The organism is Halovivax sp. (genome assembly GCA_007119345.1).
In the GTDB taxonomy this organism is placed as follows: domain Archaea; phylum Halobacteriota; class Halobacteria; order Halobacteriales; family Natrialbaceae; genus Halovivax.
In genome coordinates this window covers 14,257-31,955 of sequence record SKPV01000254.1, presented here as the reverse complement: position 1 = coordinate 31,955, position 17,699 = coordinate 14,257, and the positions used below count along the sequence as shown (strand labels likewise).

General features: G+C 66.3%; 18 protein-coding genes, 1 tRNA gene and 1 pseudogene. 13 read left to right on the top strand and 7 right to left on the bottom strand.

The genetic code is table 11. The annotated features are described in order from the left end of the window. Together QZT59_RS17485 and QZT59_RS17480 are read right to left on the bottom strand one after the other, a co-directional pair. Positions 1 to 458 (bottom strand): annotated as a pseudogene (locus QZT59_RS17485) (PRC-barrel domain containing protein); the annotation flags it as partial. Between the two features lie 489 nt (positions 459 to 947). Next, a tRNA-Lys gene (locus QZT59_RS17480) sits at positions 948 to 1,021 on the bottom strand. Between the two features lie 154 nt (positions 1,022 to 1,175). Here QZT59_RS17480 and QZT59_RS17475 point away from each other — a divergent pair. Next, positions 1,176 to 2,624, top strand: coding sequence for a DHH family phosphoesterase (locus QZT59_RS17475; protein ID WP_290819170.1), 1,449 nt, complete (start codon positions 1,176 to 1,178; stop codon positions 2,622 to 2,624). Here the strand turns inward: QZT59_RS17475 and QZT59_RS17470 are convergent, their stop codons facing one another. Beyond that, positions 2,625 to 2,915 (bottom strand): PRC-barrel domain-containing protein, encoded by a 291-nt coding sequence (locus QZT59_RS17470; protein WP_290819169.1) that lies wholly within the window; start codon positions 2,913 to 2,915, stop codon positions 2,625 to 2,627. A 36-nt stretch (positions 2,916 to 2,951) separates the two neighbouring features. Beyond that, the gene (locus QZT59_RS17465; protein ID WP_290819168.1) at positions 2,952 to 6,377 is read right to left on the bottom strand and encodes a hypothetical protein; all 3,426 of its coding nucleotides are present in this window, start codon (positions 6,375 to 6,377) and stop codon (positions 2,952 to 2,954) included. 357 nt (positions 6,378 to 6,734) lie between these two features. Here QZT59_RS17465 and QZT59_RS17460 point away from each other — a divergent pair, with 357 nt between their 5' ends. The 4 genes from QZT59_RS17460 (at position 6,735) to QZT59_RS17445 (ending at position 9,518) form a co-directional block, all read left to right on the top strand. After that, positions 6,735 to 8,246, top strand: coding sequence for a phosphoenolpyruvate carboxykinase (ATP) (locus tag QZT59_RS17460; RefSeq protein ID WP_290819167.1), 1,512 nt, complete (start codon positions 6,735 to 6,737; stop codon positions 8,244 to 8,246). A gap of 147 nt (positions 8,247 to 8,393) precedes the next feature. Continuing rightward, positions 8,394 to 8,591, top strand: coding sequence for an HEWD family protein (locus QZT59_RS17455; protein ID WP_290819166.1), 198 nt, complete (start codon positions 8,394 to 8,396; stop codon positions 8,589 to 8,591). Positions 8,592 to 8,658: 67 nt separating this feature from the next. Beyond that, positions 8,659 to 8,961 carry a divalent-cation tolerance protein CutA gene (cutA, locus tag QZT59_RS17450; RefSeq protein WP_290819165.1) on the top strand — a complete coding sequence of 101 codons (303 nt, stop codon included), beginning with the start codon at positions 8,659 to 8,661 and terminating at the stop codon, positions 8,959 to 8,961. Between the two features lie 68 nt (positions 8,962 to 9,029). After that, a complete protein-coding gene (locus tag QZT59_RS17445; RefSeq protein WP_290819164.1) occupies positions 9,030 to 9,518 on the top strand; it encodes a 50S ribosomal protein L11 in 489 nt (162 codons plus the stop codon). A 463-nt stretch (positions 9,519 to 9,981) separates the two neighbouring features. Here QZT59_RS17445 and QZT59_RS17440 read toward each other — a convergent pair whose 3' ends face one another. Continuing rightward, positions 9,982 to 10,584, bottom strand: coding sequence for a hypothetical protein (locus QZT59_RS17440; RefSeq protein WP_290819163.1), 603 nt, complete (start codon positions 10,582 to 10,584; stop codon positions 9,982 to 9,984). 89 nt (positions 10,585 to 10,673) lie between these two features. On the opposite strand from QZT59_RS17440, the gene QZT59_RS17435 reads away from it, so the two are divergent. The 4 genes from QZT59_RS17435 (at position 10,674) to rpl12p (ending at position 13,454) form a co-directional block, all read left to right on the top strand. Beyond that, positions 10,674 to 10,958: an amphi-Trp domain-containing protein gene (locus QZT59_RS17435; RefSeq protein WP_290819162.1), complete on the top strand. Its 285-nt coding sequence runs from the start codon at positions 10,674 to 10,676 to the stop codon at positions 10,956 to 10,958. A gap of 462 nt (positions 10,959 to 11,420) precedes the next feature. Then, positions 11,421 to 12,059: a 50S ribosomal protein L1 gene (locus tag QZT59_RS17430; protein WP_290819161.1), complete on the top strand. Its 639-nt coding sequence runs from the start codon at positions 11,421 to 11,423 to the stop codon at positions 12,057 to 12,059. Beyond that, positions 12,060 to 13,091 carry a 50S ribosomal protein L10 gene (locus QZT59_RS17425; RefSeq protein WP_290819160.1) on the top strand — a complete coding sequence of 344 codons (1,032 nt, stop codon included), beginning with the start codon at positions 12,060 to 12,062 and terminating at the stop codon, positions 13,089 to 13,091. Positions 13,092 to 13,112: 21 nt separating this feature from the next. Then, positions 13,113 to 13,454, top strand: a complete 342-nt coding sequence (gene rpl12p / locus QZT59_RS17420; RefSeq protein WP_290819159.1) for a 50S ribosomal protein P1 — start codon at positions 13,113 to 13,115, stop codon at positions 13,452 to 13,454. Positions 13,455 to 13,638: 184 nt separating this feature from the next. On the opposite strand, the gene QZT59_RS17415 is transcribed toward rpl12p, so the two are convergent. Beyond that, positions 13,639 to 14,115 carry a redoxin domain-containing protein gene (locus tag QZT59_RS17415; protein ID WP_290819158.1) on the bottom strand — a complete coding sequence of 159 codons (477 nt, stop codon included), beginning with the start codon at positions 14,113 to 14,115 and terminating at the stop codon, positions 13,639 to 13,641. A 103-nt stretch (positions 14,116 to 14,218) separates the two neighbouring features. Here QZT59_RS17415 and QZT59_RS17410 point away from each other — a divergent pair, with 103 nt between their 5' ends. Further along, the gene (locus QZT59_RS17410) at positions 14,219 to 14,494 is read left to right on the top strand and encodes a glutathione S-transferase N-terminal domain-containing protein (protein WP_290819157.1); all 276 of its coding nucleotides are present in this window, start codon (positions 14,219 to 14,221) and stop codon (positions 14,492 to 14,494) included. A gap of 43 nt (positions 14,495 to 14,537) precedes the next feature. On the opposite strand, the gene QZT59_RS17405 is transcribed toward QZT59_RS17410, so the two are convergent. Then, positions 14,538 to 14,939, bottom strand: coding sequence for a cupin domain-containing protein (locus QZT59_RS17405; protein WP_290819156.1), 402 nt, complete (start codon positions 14,937 to 14,939; stop codon positions 14,538 to 14,540). Between the two features lie 284 nt (positions 14,940 to 15,223). On the opposite strand from QZT59_RS17405, the gene QZT59_RS17400 reads away from it, so the two are divergent. From QZT59_RS17400 to QZT59_RS17390, 3 genes are all read left to right on the top strand, one after another. Beyond that, positions 15,224 to 16,480 (top strand): tripartite tricarboxylate transporter permease, encoded by a 1,257-nt coding sequence (locus tag QZT59_RS17400; RefSeq protein WP_290819155.1) that lies wholly within the window; start codon positions 15,224 to 15,226, stop codon positions 16,478 to 16,480. A gap of 75 nt (positions 16,481 to 16,555) precedes the next feature. Beyond that, complete coding sequence (locus tag QZT59_RS17395) at positions 16,556 to 16,738, top strand: hypothetical protein (protein WP_290819154.1); 183 nt, start codon at positions 16,556 to 16,558, stop codon at positions 16,736 to 16,738. A 179-nt stretch (positions 16,739 to 16,917) separates the two neighbouring features. Further along, positions 16,918 to 17,661: a TraB domain-containing protein gene (locus QZT59_RS17390; RefSeq protein WP_290819153.1), complete on the top strand. Its 744-nt coding sequence runs from the start codon at positions 16,918 to 16,920 to the stop codon at positions 17,659 to 17,661. The last annotated feature ends 38 nt before the right edge of the window (positions 17,662 to 17,699 follow it).

Genomic DNA, 17,699 nt, shown 5'->3' with positions numbered 1-17,699 from the left:
GTCCGATCGTCGTCCTCGCCGAGGTCGACCACGCCGTCGGCGTCGTCGCCGACGTCCGTGTCGATCAGTTCGTCGTTATCGTCGCCGAGGTCCGTGTCGGTCGTCCCGCCGGCCTGGTCGCGACCCGTCCCCGTTCGCTCGGGCCCCGTCTCGAGATCAGAATCGGTCGTTTCCGTATGGTCGGTCCCCATCCCCGAGTCCGTCCGTCCCGAACCGTGCAGCTCTCCTTCGAGCCTGATCTCGTCGTCCGTCACTCGCTCGACCGCGTCCTCCTGCAGCGGATACGAATCGTCCGCGGTATCCTCCCAGCCCAGCGCCGCTTTGATGCTGTCCGTGATGCCGGGATCCGGCGTCACTCGGGCGGTACCGTGCTCTACGGCCGACACGATGCCGACCTCCTCGCCGGCCTCGTTCACGACGGTCTTGCCCACGTCGTCGTCACTGAATGTTGCACACATGGCACTTCGACAGAGGGTGTGTTCGGGCAAGCTTATGATGCTTGCACAAACACGGAATTGGTAGCTACACGCGGGAAATCTGCGATTTCGAGTGAAAACCATCATAAAACATACATTCGACTCCGATTCGTGCGTCGCGAACGCCAGAAACGATCCGCGATGGTCCGCCCAACGATGGGCCCTCACGCTGTCGAACTCGTCCGAAACGTGAGCCCGGGGCGATTCGAATTACGCCGAGACGGTCCTGATCGCTCACATTGGTCGCTGCATGGGCTGCAACTCGCCTACCTCGGATCCCCCGGATCTGAGACGCGCCGCTCGCGGATGCTCACGGCGCGTAGCGGGCCGGGCGCGATTTGAACACACGGTCGGACGTTCCGGGCATGCGGCCTCGCTCCGTTCGGCCGTTCCGGGTCTGCGACCTCCCTGCGTTCAAATCGTGCCTGCCGGTTCACTCACTGCCTCGTTGTCACTCGGCAGTTCGTTGCACGGGCCGGGCGCGATTTGAACACGCGACCGTCTGATTAAGAGTCAGACGCTCTGCCTAACTGAGCTACCGGCCCTGTACCTCGAATTTTCCGTCACGCGTTGAAATACGTTTCCCTTGGTACCGGCCGTGACAAGCGAACCCAGAGCCTGCGTGGGTGTGCCATATCCGTTTCCAGCACGTAACAGTCTCCGGGAGCGTTAAGTGGGGCGCCGCTAACCACACTCGCAATGAACTCGGGGGCAACGATCTCTTCCGTCTCGGACTACGCGATTCTGGGGTGTGGGAGCGTCGGGTACGCCGTCGCGGAGGAGCTCGTCGAACAGGGCAAGGACGTCCTCATCGTCGATCGGGACGAGAACCGCGTCGAATCGCTGCGCGATCAGGATCTCGACGCCAGGGTGGCCGACATCAGCGAGGCGAAGGTCGCGACACTCGTCGCGGACCGCGACGTCGTGTTGATCCTCGCGTCGGACGTCGAGTCGAACAAGGCCGGCGTCGAACACATCCGGCGAGCGAACGGCGAACAGTTCGTCGTTGCGCGCGCGAGCGATCCCGTCTCCGGTGACGAGCTCTCGGAGCTCGGCGCCGACGTCGTGATCAATCCCTCGGCCGTCATCGCCGATTCGGCGTTGCGCGCCCTCGAATCCGGCGAACTCGAGTACAACGCCGAGAAGCTCGCCACGATCCTCGAGGACACGACGGGTCGACTCGCGATCGTGACGAAGAGCAACCCCGATCCGGATTCGATCGCGAGCGCGGCCGCACTCCAGGCGATCGCGGGCCACCTCGGCGTCGAGGCCGACATCGTCTACATGGGCGACATCGGCCACCAGGAGAACCGGGCGTTCGTCAACCTCCTCGGGATCGATTTGCACCTCTGGAGGGACGTCGAGGACCAGGAGGCGTACGGTTCCGCCGCGCTGGTCGATCACTCGACGGCGACCGAGCTCGATCTTCCCGTGGACGTGGTCATCGACCACCGGGAAGCGGAGATCGAGTTCGAACCTGGGTTCGTCGACGTCCGGCCGAGCATGTCCTCGACGTCGACGATCATGACGAAGTACATCCAGGAGTTCGACCTCAACGTCTCCGAGGAGGTTGCGACCGCCTTGCTGTACGGCATCCGCGCCGAAACGCTCGACTTCAAGCGTGACACGACCCCCGCGGACCTCACCGCCGCCGCGTACCTCTATCCGTTCGCCAACCACGACACGCTCGAACAGGTTGAGTCGCCGTCGATGTCACCGGAGACGCTCGACGTGCTCGCGGAAGCCATCGCCAACCGGGACGTCCAGGGTAGTCACCTCGTGTCGAACGCCGGGTTCGTCCGCGACCGGGAGGCGCTCACCCAGGCCGCCAACCACCTGCTGAACCTCGAAGGGGTGACGACGACGGCCGTGTTCGGCATCTCGGAGGAGACGATCTTCCTCGCCGCGCGCTCGAAGGACATCCGGATGAACATCGGAAAGGTCCTCGACGACGCCTACGGGGACATCGGGGAGGTAGCCGGCCACTCCACCCAGTCGAGCGCGGAGATTCCCCTCGGGATCTTTACCGGCATAGAGATATCACAGGATACGCGCGATACCCTGCTCGATCTCACCGAAGAAGCGGTCAAACGGACGCTGTTCGACGCGATGGGTGTCGAAGGCGGCGAGGGCTCGAACGGGAGCTGATCAGGCGACGACCTCTTCCTCGTCGTCCGGCTCGCGAACCCGTTCGACGACGTCAGCGACGAGGATGACGTCGCCGACGGCTCGGACCCAGCGGTACGGAACGATCACGCCCTGACCCTGTCGGGCCTCGTGTTCGAAGAGTGCGGCGCTCAGACTGCCGACCGCGAGGCCGGTAACCGATTGGGCGTCGAGGTCGAGTTTGAGATCCTCGACCTCGCCGACGAAGACGCCGTTGTTCGTGTAGACCTCTCGACCGACCAGCGACGTGATTTCCTGCGGTGTCTCGTCCATGGTAGGTGACAGGCGCGGCGGTCTCTTAATAGTTGGTCAGACGTCGCGGTCGAACGCACCCGCCGTGGAGAGCTGCGCGGCGATCGCGGCGAGTGCGAGCCCCCCGACGGCCGCGATCGCACCGATCTGGGCCTCGCCCGTCGCGGCGACGGTTCCGCCGGCGACCACTCCGGCGCCGCCCGCTCCCGCGAGGGCCGACGCCCCCGTCCCGCCGCCCAACACCGACTGCCCGGAGTCGCCTCCCTCGGTGGCGGCGAGCCGATCCTCGACCGTCGTCGCGAGGTCGTGAACGCGCTGGTCGAGTTCGGCGATGCGCTCGAGCACCCCGTCGTCGACCGTCACCCCCTCACCGGAGTCCGCGCCATCGAACCGCCGTTCGAGCGTGGACACGGTCTCTCGGAGCGCTTCGAGTTCTTTCGACCGGCCGGACGCGGCCGCGTCGTCCCCGGAGGTCGTCCCCTCCACCCGGTTCTGGATCGATTCGACCGATTCGGAGAGTTCGTCGACGCGATTCTCGAGGCTCTCGCGCTCGTCCGCGTGCGTCGCGATCCGCGTATCGACGTCGGCGACTCGCTCGGAGACGGTCTCGATCCGATCGGCGTCGGCATCGGCCGGTGCGCCGGCCGCGCGGTCTTCGACCGCTGCGACGTCCTCCGCGAGCGCGGCCGTGCGATCGCGGATCGAGGAGATCTCGTCGACGTTCGACTCGATCGACGCTTCCAGCTCCTCAGCGGTCGTCTCGATCGACACTTCCAGCTCTTGCGCGGTCGTCTCGAGTCGTTTCGTCAGCGACTCGACCGAGTCGGCGATATCCGTGACGCGAGATTCGAGGGCGCCAACGGCGTCGGCGTCGGGCGCGTCACCGTCGTCGATCCGGTCGCCGAGGGTCGCCAGTTCCGCTTCGAGCGCGCTCGTCTCCGCGTCGAGACGTTCGGCGAGGCGGTCCGCATCCTCCTCGTCGCCGCCCTCGACGCTCGACTCCAGCCGGTCGAGTTCCGATTCGAGGACGTCCACTCGCTCGTCCACCGACGATAATTCGTCCGCGTGGACCTCGAGAGCTTCCTCGAGCGCATCGTGGGCCGCCGACGAGGGGGCGGATCCGGCATCCGTCGCGACGTCCTCCAGGCGGTCCTCGAGGGACGTCGCCAGTTCGGTCGTCTTCGAGAGTTCGTCCCGTATCGAATCGACCGCATCCGCGAGCGCGCCGTCGACCTCCGTCTCGACGTCGGCGACCGCCTCGTCGAGTTCGTCGCTGGTCCCACGAACCTCGGCAACGTCCTCCTCGAGCTCCGCGAGGGCGGAACCGACGTCCGATCCCTCCTCGAGTTCGCCCACGTCCGCTCGGACCGCAGCGACGTCGGCCTCGACCGTTTCGAGCGTCGACCGCACGTCACCGACGTCTTCGTCCACGCCGGTCACCGTCGACGCCAGGGTCGCGACGTCCTCCTCGATATCCTCGACGTCCTCCTCGATATCCTCGACGTTCTCGTCGAGGTCCGCCACGGCACCGTCGAGAGCCGTGACGTCGTCGCCGATCTCACCTACGGCTTCGTCGAGGTTCCCGACGTCATCATCCAGCCGGGATTTGAGGTCCTCGACGTCCCGCGCGACATCCGACTCGATCGATTCGATCTCCGCCCGGAGTGCGGACTCGACGGACTCGACGTCGTCACCGATATCGTCAACCGCCTCCCGCACGGCCGAAATTCGCTCCCCGACGGTCGATTCGACGCCGTCGATCGCTTCGTCGACGTTCGTTTTGAGGGACTCTACGTCCGAGTGCACGGACGCGAGCCCGTCGCGCAGCCCGGATTCGACGGCGTCGATTTCGCCCCGAAGTTCGGTTTCGACGCCCTCGACCTCGTCCTCGACGGCGGCTCTCGTCGCCTCCACGTCGGCGGACAGTCGCGATTCGATCGCTTCGAGGTCGTCGTCGACGTCGGTCTCGAGCGCAGAGAGCTCCGATTCGACGGCCGAGAGGCGTTCCCGAGCCTCTTCGAGGGAGGCGTCGTGTCGGCCGACGACCGACTCGACCTCCGCGACGGACGATTCGAGGTCACCGACCGCACCCTCGATCCCCTCGAGTCGGCCCTCGATCGCGTCCACGTCGCCGTCGGTGGCGAACTCGACCGCCTCGGCCTGGAGCCCCGCGAACTCGACGGCGAGATCGTCGAGGCGCGATTCCACGTCGGCGAGCGCGTCCGTCGACGCCGCGTCGGCCTCGACCGTCTCGAGTGTGGTGACGATCTCGTCGACGTCCTCGCGGAGCTGCTCGACCTCGTCCTCGCGGTTCCCGAGGCGCTCGAACAGCTGATCGATCGCGTCGTCGGCCACGGCCGCGTCCGCCTCCTGTGACGCGACCGCCGAGTCGAACGAGAGTTGCGTCGTGGCGGCTCCGCCGCCGTTCCCGCCGGCGCCGTCGTCGAGCGCGCCATCGGCTTCGTCGGCCACGTCGGCTCCCGACCCGCCGTGGTCCGACCACGTGACGTCGTCGTACTCGTCGACGTCCTCCTGGGCCGCGACGAGGGCGCCCCGAACGGCGCACTCGCCCGGTTCGTCGGCGAGGCGGACGCCGCGGATGGCGAACGGGAAGTCGGCCGCGTCGAATCGTCCGCCGAAGAGGAACTCGACCCCCTCCACGGCTCCGTCCCCGGCTACCGCCACCGGAACGGCGATTCCCCTATCGAGCTCGGCGGCGTCGGCCTCGACTCGAATCGCGTCGACGAGTTCCTTCGCGAGGGCGTCGAACGCTTGCGCCAGTGCGCTCTCGATGCCGCCGGACGCGGCGTCCGGATCGAGCGTGAAGTCTTCCAGCGTGGAAGCGACTTGCGCTCGTGCGTGGCCCGTCTTCCCCGCGGCTCGCTCGACGATCCACTCTCGCCCCTTCGCGAGCGAGAACGCGAGGACGGGAACGCCGTAGTACGCGAGGGCGACGCTCGTCACCTCTCGTTCGATGGTCACGCCGAGTCCGGTGAAGTTGTCCTCGCCGAGCTGGTCGTAGATCACGGCGCTCCCTTTGCTCACCGGAGTCGCGTCGTAGCCCAGCGCCGAGATGGCGCCGTCGATCGCCGTCCGGTGGGCCGCCGTCGGTTCCTCGCCGTCGATCAGCGTGCCGGGGGTCGTATAACAGAGTCGGTTACCCATCCCCTTCGCCAACACTTCGCCGACCAGCGCTTCCAGAGCGGGTTCGGCGTACGATTCGACGGAGAGAAAGCCGTGGGAGAACAGCGAGTCCGGTTGATCGTCGTTGGCCGCCGCGACCCGTTCTGCGGCGTCCCCGACGACGTACGTCCGACCGTCCACCTCGATCGTCAGGGCCGCGTCGAGATCGACGTCGGCTGACTCGATGACGGCGTCGTCGGCGGCGTAGACGACCGGCGCCGCGGATTCGATGGTCGCGCCGTCCAGGCCGTCCCTCGCCGCCCGGATCCCCCCGGAACCGATATCGAGACCGTTTGCCATGCCGGAGGAACGAATAGTCCCCTATTGGTACTTCGGCTTCGAATACCAAATTTGAAAATCGGAAAACGGGACGGGACCGAAAACGAGGGGTTCGAAAGCGGAATTCGAGCCGCGTCGATTCCGAAAACGAAGGTCGGATCGAAAATCCGTCCGAAGTCGGGTGGAGGACGACCCAGTCACGATTCCGATCTCGCTTTTACCTCAGTTACGAGTCAATTATTCCCGGTAGCCAAAAAATACGCACGGATGCGCGAACGTTCGCGTTAGCGGGCCTCTGAGGTGGTGATTCGGCATCGAGTCGCATACGAGGAGAGGAACCTCTACCGTTATAACACAGGAACGTGAGATGTTCACCACATGTCCGAAACCGGGACCGAACCGCCGTCGTTCGCCCGACGATTCCCTGACCCGGCGCAGGCGGCGAACGTCCGGTACGATCCGTCCCTCGAGGAGCTGCGCGAGCTGGCGAGTCACGACGAGCGAACGACCGAGTACGGTTCGCCCGCCTACGTGAGCGAGTACCGCTCGCGGAGCGCGGACCGCACGAAAAACGCCGTCGACGACGCGTTCACCGACGAGGACGAATCGCTCGTCGCCGACGCCGTGAGCGAGGCGGGCGAACGCGAGATGCTCTGCGTCGATCGCCTGATGGGGCGCCATCCGAACGCGACGTTCTGTTGTCGTCTGTTCGTCCCGGTCGAGCACGCGCGGATCGCCCTCGCCTGGGCCAAGCTGTTCGAACCGACGGACGGTCGTGAGCCGGATTTCCACACGGTCCAGCTGCCCGACCGCGACCGGACGGCGATCCGCATCCTCCCCGACGAGGGAACGACCGTCGTGCTGGGAAGCGACTACACCGGCGAGGCGAAGAAATCCTTCCTCCGACTGTTCATGTACCGCGTCAAGGAGCGGGGCGGGCTCGGCCTCCACGCCGGAAGTAAGCGCGTCCGCGTTCGCGGCGCCGACGGTGACGACCGCATCGTCGGTCAGCTCTTCCTGGGCCTGTCCGCGACCGGCAAGTCGACGCTCACATCCCACTGCTGCTGGCTCGAGGATCCCGAAAACGCGGTGATGCTGCAGGACGACGTCTGCGCACTGCTACCGGACGGATCGGTCGCCGGGAGCGAGGGACAGGGGCTGTTCATCAAGACGATCGGACTCACCGAGGACGAGCAACCGGGGCTCTATCGGGCGGCGACGGCCGAATCGGCGGTCCTCGAGAACGTGGTCGTCGACGAGGACGGACGGGTCGACTTCGACGACGACGCCTACACCGCCAACGGTCGAGCGGTGATCCAGCGCGACGAACTCGAGAGCGCGGACGACGAGATCGACCTCGACCGCGTCGACCAGATCTTTTTCATCACCCGGAACCCGCTCATGCCGCCGGCGACGAAACTCGACGACGCCGAGGCGGCCGTCGCCTTCATGCTCGGCGAGTCGATCGAGACGAGCGCCGGCGACCCTGAGCGCGCCGGCGAATCGATCCGCGTCGTCGGGACCAACCCGTTCATCGTCGGCTCCGAGGGGGAGGAGGGGAACGTCTTCCGCGATCTGGTCACGTCGCTCGACGTCGACTGTTACGTGTTGAACACCGGCTACGTTGGCGATGAGTCGGTCGACGTGGGCGTAGAAGAGTCCGTCTCACTCCTGACGGAGATCGCCCGCGGCACCGTCGAGTGGACCGACGACGACCGGATGGGGCTGACGATCCCGTCGTCCGTTCCGGGACTGGACGTCGACGAGTATTACGTTCCCGACCACGTCGACGACTACGACGACGCCGTCGCCGGGCTGCGCGCCGAGCGACGTGCGTATCTGGAGTCGTTCCCCGACCTCAGCGAAGAGATCGTCGACGCGGTCTACTGATCAGCTTGCTCCCTCCGCCTCGCCCGGCCCTCCGGTGATCCGGACGAACCGGATTGGACGTCGGTCCGGACCGGCCTGCAGGATCGTCGGGGCAAATGCCGCCGGAGAGGGCCAAGGTTATATGCGTGTGGTTCACACAGTTGAGCAATGAGTAACTCGGCGACGAGTACCGTCCTCCGAACGCCGCACGAGCGACGGTGCGAACGGTGTGATCGACAGGAACGCTGGAACGCGAACCGCTCCGGCTGGGTACTGGTACGACGGGACGGCGAACCGGAAGCCGGCGATCCCCACTGCATCCACGAGTGGGACATCGACGGAACGTTCCGTCCGTTCGTCGACTGACCGCCGTCGCGGCGAACCGACGGTCGTCTCCAGAGCGCTTTTGAGTCGGCTCTCGTAGTCTACGCGTATGCCGACCGCGTACGTCACCGTTCCACGCGACGAGGCCGAAACGCTCGCGAGAACGCTCGTCGAAGAGCGACTGGTCGCCTGCGTCAACCGAGTACCCTGTCGATCCACCTACCGCTGGAACGGCCAGATCCACGACGACGCGGAAACGATCCTGATCGCGAAGACGACCGTCGACCGGTACCCCGACCTCGTCGATCGAGTCCGCGAGCTGCACCCGCACGAGGTACCGTGCGTCGAACGATTCGACGAAGCCGACGTACTGGGACCGTTCGCCGAGTGGCGCGACGCGGCCGTCGAGTGACCGCGCACGTGTCCGGCGGAGCGGCGCGAAAAGCAACCCTTAAAACTCGCGCACGGGTTTGCTCCGATATGGCTGGAACCATCGAAGCGCTCGTTCCGGGTGGCCAGGCCAACCCCGGCCCGCCGCTCGGTCCCGAGCTCGGACCCACGCCCGTCGACGTACAGGCGGTCGTCCAGGAGATCAACGACCAGACGGCCGCATTCGACGGCACCGAAGTCCCCGTCACCATCGAGTACGAGGACGACGGTTCGTTCGAGATCGACGTCGGCGTTCCGCCGACGGCCGCGCTGGTCAAAGACGAAGCCGGCTTCGAGACCGGCAGCGGCGAGCCCGCAGACGAGTTCGTCGCCGACCTCTCCGTCGAGCAAGTCAAAACGATCGCCGAACAGAAACTCCCCGACCTCCTCGCGTACGATCTCGAGAACGCGACCAAGGAGGTCGTCGGAACCTGCACCTCGCTCGGAGTCACCATCGAGGGCGAAGATCCCCGCGAGTTCAAAGCGCGAATCGACGAGGGCGAGTACGACGACGTCTTCGCTGAAGAAGTCGAAGCGTAGCGAGACTCTTGAAGCGAAGGCTCGAGGCGCGAGCCGAGCGCGCGACTCGTCGTCTTCGCCGAGGACGACGAGGAGAAGGCTCGAAACACGAGCGTGGCGAGTTTTTCGTTGTCTTCGCTGAAGAAGTCGACGCGTAGCGACCCTTTCGAAGCGACAGCTCGAAACACGAGCCGACAGCTCGATACACGAGCCGACAGCTCAAATCATGAGCGTGGCGATTTTTTGGTCGTCTGCGCGGACAAACTCGACGCGTAACGAGGCTTCTGAAGCGACGGCACGAGGAACCCACCGACGGCTCGGCAATTCCACTACATCGTATCGCCGACTCGAAATCCGGCTATGGCGAGTCCCGAATTCACCGAGAGGTTGCTGGTGTCGGGATCGTCGACCGATACGTTCGGAGGTCGGGTCGACGCGACGATTCGGGACCTCGACAATCCGGGATCGACGGCGTCGGCGCGCTTCAGATTTTGTTCGCCGGCGGCACCGACCGTTCGTTCGGGTTGGTCGTAGTCCCCGAGCCGATCAGGACGCGGATTCCCGCCCCGGAACCGAGGGTCGCGAATAGCGCTGTGATCGCGACGAGCGCTTCCGGGGCGAACCCCGAGAGGCCGACGATCGCCGAACCGACGAGCAGTCCGACGAAGAGACTGTCGCGACCGACGCGTCGTCCGAGCGCACAGCCCGCCGCGACCATTCCGAGAGCGGCCCACGCGGGAAGCAGCGTCATCCCGACGGAGACGAGCGGTATCGCGAAGAAGACGCCGAGGCTGTCGCCGGCGATGAGCGACGCGATGTACAGCAGGGAGACGAGAACGAGCGCTCCGGGAACCCCGACGAAGAGGGAGATGACGGGGCTCCGGCGAGCGGTTCGAACCGACCGCTCGCTGTAGCCCGGCAAGATGCCGAGCACAACGGCGCCGAGGATCAGCGCCCCCGCGAGGGTGACGCCGGCCTGGCCCGCCGGTGGCAGTTCCCCGTAGAACTGGAACGCCTCCCGCTGGATGGCGAGCGGACGCCCACCCGTCGCGCCGACGACCTCCGCCGAACGACTCCCCGAATCCATGTCACGATAGAGGGGTATCCTCCCAGAAGTAGGTTCCGGTGATGTCCACAAGCCGGCGGTTTATCCCGGTCCGCGTCGTTATCCATCACATGTCCGATGAGATCGAGCTAGAACGGGAACGCGACATGTCCCGCGACGAAATCGCCGAGGTGCTCGAGACGTTCGCCGGGAATTTGCGCGGCTCCGATCCCATCGAGGTCGAGCTCGGGGACCGGGTCGTCGCCATCGATCCTCCGGAAACCGTCGAGTTCGAACTCGAAATCGAAGACGAGCCGGACGGTGACGCCGTCGAGCGCAGCGTCGAGTTCGAACTCGAATGGAACCGGCGTGACTCCGAGGACGAACTCCCGGATCCGTCGGCCGTCGAGGACTGAAGGATTCGCTTCCGGACGTCCCTGCGCGGCCGATCGAACTCGCGAGTCGACGGCGACGGTTTCCCGGTAGAATTCTGATCCCCGGCGGAAGTCGGCTCCCCGACCGGAGTCGGTTTCCCGGCCGAAGTCGGTTCCCCGACCGGAGTCGGCTCCCCGGCCGAAGTCGGTTCCCCGACTGGAGTCGGCTCCCCGGCCGAAGTCGGTTCCCCGGCCGATCTTCCGGACGGTCGTCGACGGTTCGCTGGCAACGGTCGGACGGGATCGCGCTCAGAACCGGCCTCACCGGAGGAGAGATCCACTCGATATCCGGCTCGAAGGCGACCGAGACGCGTCCGATCGGGCCGGAAAATCGCCGTCGGTTCGACGGGTTTAAGTTCGCCATGGGCTTTTTTCCGACGGAGACAGGCTTCGCCTGTTTCACTGACCCGTAGGAGCAGACCCTGCGTACTACGGAGGTGAACGATGGCAGATTCGGATATCGAAACAGCAGTCACGCGCGCTCTCGAGGAGTCGCCGGACCGGAATTTCACCGAGACGGTGGACCTCGCGATCAACCTGCGTGATCTTGACCTAAACGAACCGTCGAACCGCGTCGACGAGTCGGTCGTCCTGCCCGCCGGTACCGGACAGGAGACCGCGATCGTCGTATTCGCCGAAGGGGAGACAGCCGTCCGCGCCGAGGAGGTCGCGGACGAAGTCTTCGACGGCGACGATCTGGCCGACCTCGGAGACGATGACGATGCGGCGAAAGAACTCGCCGACGACACCGACTTCTTCATCGCCGAAGAGTCGATGATGCAAGATATCGGTCGATACCTGGGGACCGTCCTCGGTCCCCGCGGGAAGATGCCAACCCCGCTGTCGCCCGACGACGACGTCGTCGAGACCGTCAACCGCATGAAAAACACCGTCCAGCTTCGCTCCCGGGACCGCCGCACGTTCCACACGCGCGTCGGAGCCGAGGACATGAGCGCGGAGGATATCGCCGACAACATCGACGTCATCCTCCGTCGTCTACACGCCGATCTCGAAAAGGGGCCACAGAACCTCGACGGCGTCTACGTGAAGACGACGATGGGACCGTCCGTGGAGGTGGTCTAAATGAGCGCTGAAGCCACGCGACAGACCGAGAACCTTCCCGAGTGGAAGCGCGAGGAGGTCGCCGAGATCGCCGCGCTCATCGACGACCACGAGATCGTCGGCATCGTGGGCATCTCCGGCATCCCGTCGAAGCAGCTCCAGGACATGCGACGCGAGCTGCACGGCACGGCCGTGCTCCGGGTCAGTCGGAACACGCTCTTACAACGTGCCCTGGACGACGCCGACCTCGACGAGCTGAGCGAGCACGTCGATGGACAGGTGGGACTCGTCCTCACCAACGAGAATCCGTTCGCACTCTACCGCGAACTCGAGGCGTCGAAGACGCCCGCCCCGATCGGGGCCGGCGAGGTTGCGCCGAACGACATCGTCATCCCGGAGGGCGACACCGGCGTCGACCCGGGACCGTTCGTCGGCGATCTTCAGCAGATCGGCGCGAACGCCCGGATCGAGGACGGCTCGATCAAAGTCGTCGAGGACTCGACGGTCCTCGATGCCGGCGAAGAAGTCACCGCAGACCTCGCGAACGTCCTCAACGAACTCGGTATTGAGGCCAAAGAGGTCGGTCTCGACCTTCGCGCCGCCCACGGAGACGGCATCGTCTTCGACCCCGAGGATCTCGACATCGACGTCGAGGCCTACGAGAGCGACGTCTCGACGGCCGCCGCCAGGGCCCGGAACCTCGCGGTCACCGCGAGCTACCCGACGACGGCGACCGCGCCGACGCTCATCGCGAAGGCGACCGGCGCGGCCAAAAGCCTCGGGCTCCAGGCCGCCATCGAGGACGAGGACCTCATGCCGGATCTGGTGACGCGGGCCGACGCACAGCTCCGTGCGCTCGCGGCACAGATCGACGACGAAGATGCCCTGCCCGAGGAGCTTCAGGGCGTCGAAGCGCCGGCCGCCCCCGCGGCCGACGAGTCGGCGGAGGAGGAACCGGCCGACGAACAGGACGACACCGACGCCACCGAGGACGACGATGATGACGATGACGACGACGCGGGGGCCGAAGGGCTCGGTGCGATGTTCGGCTGATCACCACGAGGAATTACAACAATGGAATACGTTTACGCAGCACTCATCCTGAACGAGGCAGAGGCAGAGATCAACGAAGACAACATCACCGGCGTGCTCGAGGCCGCCGGCGTGGACGTCGAAGAGTCCCGCGTGAAGGCGCTCGTCGCCGCGCTCGAGGACGTCGACATCGACGAAGCCGTCGCCGACGCGGCAGCCGTCCCCGCAGCGGGCGCCGCCGCCGGTGGCGCAGCCGCGGCCGACGAGGCCGCCGGCGACGATGACGAGGTCGAAGAGACCAGCGACGTCCCGGACACGACCGACGACGATGACGACGACGAAGACGAGGCCAGCGGCGAGGGTCTCGGCGAACTCTTCGGCTGAGTCTCACCGACGAGCCGACGTATCGCGACATTTTTCGAGGATGCCCGCCAGCCGTGGCCACGTTCGACGGTCATCCCCGGTTGGCGGTCGACGGTCATCCCCGGTTGGCGGTCGACGGTCATCCCCGGTTGGCGGTCGACGGCTATCCCTCGCTGTAGGCGGACGATCTCGATCCAGGACCGTCTCACAGCGTGTCGACGACGGATTCGACCTCGTCCGTCGGGACGGGCGCGATCCAGTCGTCGGCGACCCACGCGAAACGAACGGTCGACTCGGCGTCGAGTACAAAGACTGCCCGCCGAGACGTTTCGATGTTCCCCATCCCCTCCCGTTCGACGAGCAAGTCGTACGCGTCGGCGATCGCGTCGTTCGCATCGCTGAAGATCGAAAATGGGAGGTCGAGGTCGCGGAGGAAGGCGTTGATCGCGTACGGACCGTCCGGGCCGACGCCGTAGACGGGTACGCCGTCGAACTCGTGCCATCCCGCCCGTCGGTACCGCCGCCACCAATTACGAGCGATCGCGCTGAATGCGAAGGCGTCGAACACCAGAACGACGCCCCGGTCCCCGCGAACGTTCTCGAGCGAGCGGTCCCGGAACGTCTCGCCGTCACAACACAGCGCATCGAACGTCGACGCCGAGTCCCCGGCCTCGGGATACATACGCCGTCCATCGCGGCGAGTGACAAAAGGTTCTTGCGGGAATCGAGAGCGCCGTCGGTCGTCGGCCCACGAACTTTTGGGACTGGGCCCGAAGCAACCCGCTATGGGGCGAACGCTCTACCGTCTGGAGGGGTGTCCGTACTGTGAAGTCGTGGTCGACGTACTCGACGAACTCGAACTGCCGTTCGAGAGCGTCTGGGTCGAAGGAATGCACTCGAATCGGAACGAGGTTCGACGAGTGTCCGGCCAGCGCCAGGTTCCCGTACTGGTCGACGAGGAGTACGGCGTGACGATGGCCGAGTCGGTGCGGATCATCGAGTACCTGCAGACTACCCACGGAGACGCCGCGTCGCCGAGCGAGGTCGAACTCGACTTCTGATCGCGCGACCGACGACGGTCCCGAAGTCGAGATCCGACCGCCGTCAGTCCTCGAGTCCGTGCGGATCGAGGCCCGGGTCGTGTGCCGGAGGCGCACCCATCGCGAGAATCACGCCGCGATCGTCACCGATACAGCGGTGTCCGTGGCCGACCTCGGGTTTCGCGACCCAGAAGGCGCCCGGGCCGACTTCGACGTACTCCGCGTCGCCCGAGCGGCCGAGTTTGAGCGAAAACTCCCCCTCGAGGACGTGGTAGACCTCCTCCTGATCGGCGTGGGCGTGGTACTGAATCTCCTCGCCGGGATCGAAGTACCAGACCGTGAGCCGGGAGTTCTCGAGTCCGAGCGCGTCGCCGACGGCACGGACGTCGAGGTCGGGCGGCACCTCCTCGATCTCGGAGAGGTCGGTGACCGGCACGTCGTCGAGGGAGACGACTTCGTATCCCATGGCCCGAGGGACGTGGGCGGTCGAGAAAAATCCCCGCTCGCTCGTCGGACGAGAGGTCGTCACGTTCGACGCACGCCGAATGTCCGGCCGATCGGCTCGACAGGGCGGTTCGGGACGGGTCTCCTTGGGGCGATTCGTGACCGTTCCCCCGCGGAGCGGTCCAGGACCGGTTCCCCGGGGGACGGTCCAGGATCTGGCCGAACCGGACGGAACCGGATTCGAGAGCGCGTCCACCGACGGGCGACGCGAGCCTCTATATACGAAGGTCGGGCCATGGCGACCAGATGGTCGCCGTCGAGTTGTCGGTCGAGCCGACGTTCACGTTGTGGTTGCTCCTCTGGACGCTCGCCGGCGTCCTGTTGGGCTCTCTCAGCGGGCTCGTTCCCGGCCTGCACGCGAACAATTTCGCGCTCCTGTTGGCGGGGGTCGCGACGTCAGTCCCGGGACCGCCCCTGTTCGTCGGGGCGGCGATGCTCGCCGCCGGCGTGGTACACACGTTCGTGAACGCGGTTCCGGCGATGGCGCTGGGCGTGCCCGACGCCGAGATGGCGCTCACCGCGCTCCCCGGCCACCGGATGATTCTGGACGGTCGCGGCCACGAAGCGATCAGGCTCTCGGCGGTCGGGAGCATCCTGGCCGTGATAGTGGCGGTTCCGCTCGCCGTGCCCGTGACGATGCTGGTCGATCTCACGTACCCGACGATCAGGAGCCACCTGCCGCTGGTGCTCGCCGCTGTCGTCTTCGGCCTGCTCCTATCCGAGCGAACCTCGCGGCGACGATTCGGCGCCGCCGTCTCGTTCGCGCTGGCGGCGGGGCTCGGGGCGGCGACGCTGGACGTGAATCCCGAGGCCCCGTTAGACGCCGGCGGGGTCCTCGCTCCCCTGTTCGCCGGGCTCTTCGGCGCGCCGGTGCTGATCGACGCGATCCGCGGGGGCGGGGTGCCGCCCCAGGGTGACGCGTCGCTGCGGGTGACTCGAACGACGCTCGCACTGACGGCGTTCGCGGGGTCGATCGCCGGTGCGCTGGTCGGCTACCTCCCCGGGATCTCCGCCGCGATCGCCGCCGTCGCCGTTCTCGTCGTTCTCCCCGGCGGCGAGGGGGGACTCGGCGGCGCCGACGACCGCGGATACATCGTCGCGACGAGCGGCGTCGATACCGCCAACACCATCTTCGCGCTGTTCGCGCTCTGGGCCATCGGCCAGCCGCGGACCGGCGTGATGGTCGCGTTCGAGAGTACGGCCGCACCGCTGTGGCTCCCGGTTCTCGTCGGAACGGTTCTCCTCGCGGGCGTCTGCGGGTTCGCGATCGTCATCGTCGTCGGCGAACGGTACCTCTCGTTCGTCGGCCGGACCGACTACTGGAAGCTGTCCGCGGCCGTGCTGAGCTTGTTGCTCGCGCTCTCGTACCTCTTCGCCGGCGCGCTCGGCGTCGCGATCTTCGCCGCCGCGACGGCGATCGGAATGGTGCCGGTCCGGTTTCGGGCCCGTCGGGTCCATCTCATGGGAGTGCTCATCGGCCCGCTCGTGGTGGGGACGTGGTGACCGGCGGGAGACGGAGCGACCGATCGATCCCACGGAAACGCAACGATCTAGTAGATACGGGCCGGACCGCCGAGTATGGTCGCGCGGGAGGATCTGATCGTCGTCGCCGAGACGGCGTTCGTCGTCGCCACGCTCGTTCTCGCCTACGTGATCGATTCGCTGACCATCTGGTTGGTCTGGGCGACGGCAACCGCGATCGTCGCCGGCGCGACGCTCGTCGCGTTCAACTGGGGTTTCGAACCGCCGACGGTCGAGTAATCGGTCAGATCGTCCGTTCGGGGGTGCAGATCGGACCTGGCTGGCGATTCTCGCGGTAGGCCTGACGAACTCACCGCCACTCGTTCAGAAGAACGAGTGCGCGAAATCGAACGGAATCGTTTCGTATCGACCGCACTCCGCTGGAGCATTCAAGATCATCGACCCCGTAGGGCGAACGAATGGCATCACCCGGATCCGTGACGATCGTGCCGAGCGTCCACTTCTCTCCCAGCCACAGACGCCGCGTTCGCGAGACGATCCGGGACGAGCGACCGGATCTGGTCGCCGTCGAGCTCGGCGACCGTCGCTTCGATCGGCTGGACCGGCGAACCGGCGGACCCGATCTGAACGGATTGACGGGGCCCGCCGCGGCCGCATATCTCACGTTGCGGACGATCCAGCGGTCCGTGGTTCGCCTCTACGGGCTGGATCCCGAGACGACCGACATGGAAACGGCCGTCGAGACGGCCGCCGAGCTCGATCTGGACGTCGCGCTGATCGACGACCCGATCGACGAGACGGTCGGAGCGCTGGCCCGGCGGGTCGGGCCGATGAGCCTGCCGCGGTCGTTCTTGCGGGCCCAGCGGCTCAGCCCGTCGGAACGCATAGCACGCCTCGAACTCCTGTCCCTCCCCTTCGAGGACGTCGAACACGGCGACGACGTGCAGCCGCTGGTCGAGCACGTCCGCGAGCTCTTTCCGGAACTCGCCGACGTGCTCGTCGACCGCCGCGATCACGCGATGGCCGAACGACTCGACGCACTCAGACGACGGGGTCACGACGTGGTCGCTATCGTCGGCGCCGCCCATCACAACGGGATCGAGCGGCGGTTGACCGAACTCGCAGACCGGGAGGCGGCCCCGGATCGCCCGGTTCCGATCGTCACGCCGTCGATGGACGTAACACGGATCCGTGTGTCCTGAGGATCGCCGAATAATCGGGACGACAGGCAGATCGCAGT

Bases quoted from the DNA above. Each gene is read 5' to 3' on its own strand.
- QZT59_RS17460 (WP_290819167.1), top strand. From the start codon at position 6,735: ATGTCCGAAACCGGGACCGAACCGCCGTCGTTCGCCCGACGATTCCCT.
- QZT59_RS17465 (WP_290819168.1), bottom strand. From the start codon at position 6,377: ATGGCAAACGGTCTCGATATCGGTTCCGGGGGGATCCGGGCGGCGAGG.
- QZT59_RS17435 (WP_290819162.1), top strand. From the start codon at position 10,674: ATGTCCGATGAGATCGAGCTAGAACGGGAACGCGACATGTCCCGCGAC.
- QZT59_RS17475 (WP_290819170.1), top strand. From the start codon at position 1,176: ATGAACTCGGGGGCAACGATCTCTTCCGTCTCGGACTACGCGATTCTG.
- rpl12p (WP_290819159.1), top strand. From the start codon at position 13,113: ATGGAATACGTTTACGCAGCACTCATCCTGAACGAGGCAGAGGCAGAG.
- QZT59_RS17430 (WP_290819161.1), top strand. From the start codon at position 11,421: ATGGCAGATTCGGATATCGAAACAGCAGTCACGCGCGCTCTCGAGGAG.
- QZT59_RS17415 (WP_290819158.1), bottom strand. From the start codon at position 14,115: ATGTATCCCGAGGCCGGGGACTCGGCGTCGACGTTCGATGCGCTGTGT.
- QZT59_RS17410 (WP_290819157.1), top strand. From the start codon at position 14,219: ATGGGGCGAACGCTCTACCGTCTGGAGGGGTGTCCGTACTGTGAAGTC.
- QZT59_RS17425 (WP_290819160.1), top strand. From the start codon at position 12,060: ATGAGCGCTGAAGCCACGCGACAGACCGAGAACCTTCCCGAGTGGAAG.
- QZT59_RS17390 (WP_290819153.1), top strand. From the start codon at position 16,918: ATGGCATCACCCGGATCCGTGACGATCGTGCCGAGCGTCCACTTCTCT.
- cutA (WP_290819165.1), top strand. From the start codon at position 8,659: ATGCCGACCGCGTACGTCACCGTTCCACGCGACGAGGCCGAAACGCTC.
- QZT59_RS17395 (WP_290819154.1), top strand. From the start codon at position 16,556: ATGGTCGCGCGGGAGGATCTGATCGTCGTCGCCGAGACGGCGTTCGTC.
- QZT59_RS17470 (WP_290819169.1), bottom strand. From the start codon at position 2,915: ATGGACGAGACACCGCAGGAAATCACGTCGCTGGTCGGTCGAGAGGTC.
- QZT59_RS17455 (WP_290819166.1), top strand. From the start codon at position 8,394: ATGAGTAACTCGGCGACGAGTACCGTCCTCCGAACGCCGCACGAGCGA.
- QZT59_RS17440 (WP_290819163.1), bottom strand. From the start codon at position 10,584: ATGGATTCGGGGAGTCGTTCGGCGGAGGTCGTCGGCGCGACGGGTGGG.
- QZT59_RS17400 (WP_290819155.1), top strand. From the start codon at position 15,224: ATGGTCGCCGTCGAGTTGTCGGTCGAGCCGACGTTCACGTTGTGGTTG.
- QZT59_RS17445 (WP_290819164.1), top strand. From the start codon at position 9,030: ATGGCTGGAACCATCGAAGCGCTCGTTCCGGGTGGCCAGGCCAACCCC.
- QZT59_RS17405 (WP_290819156.1), bottom strand. From the start codon at position 14,939: ATGGGATACGAAGTCGTCTCCCTCGACGACGTGCCGGTCACCGACCTC.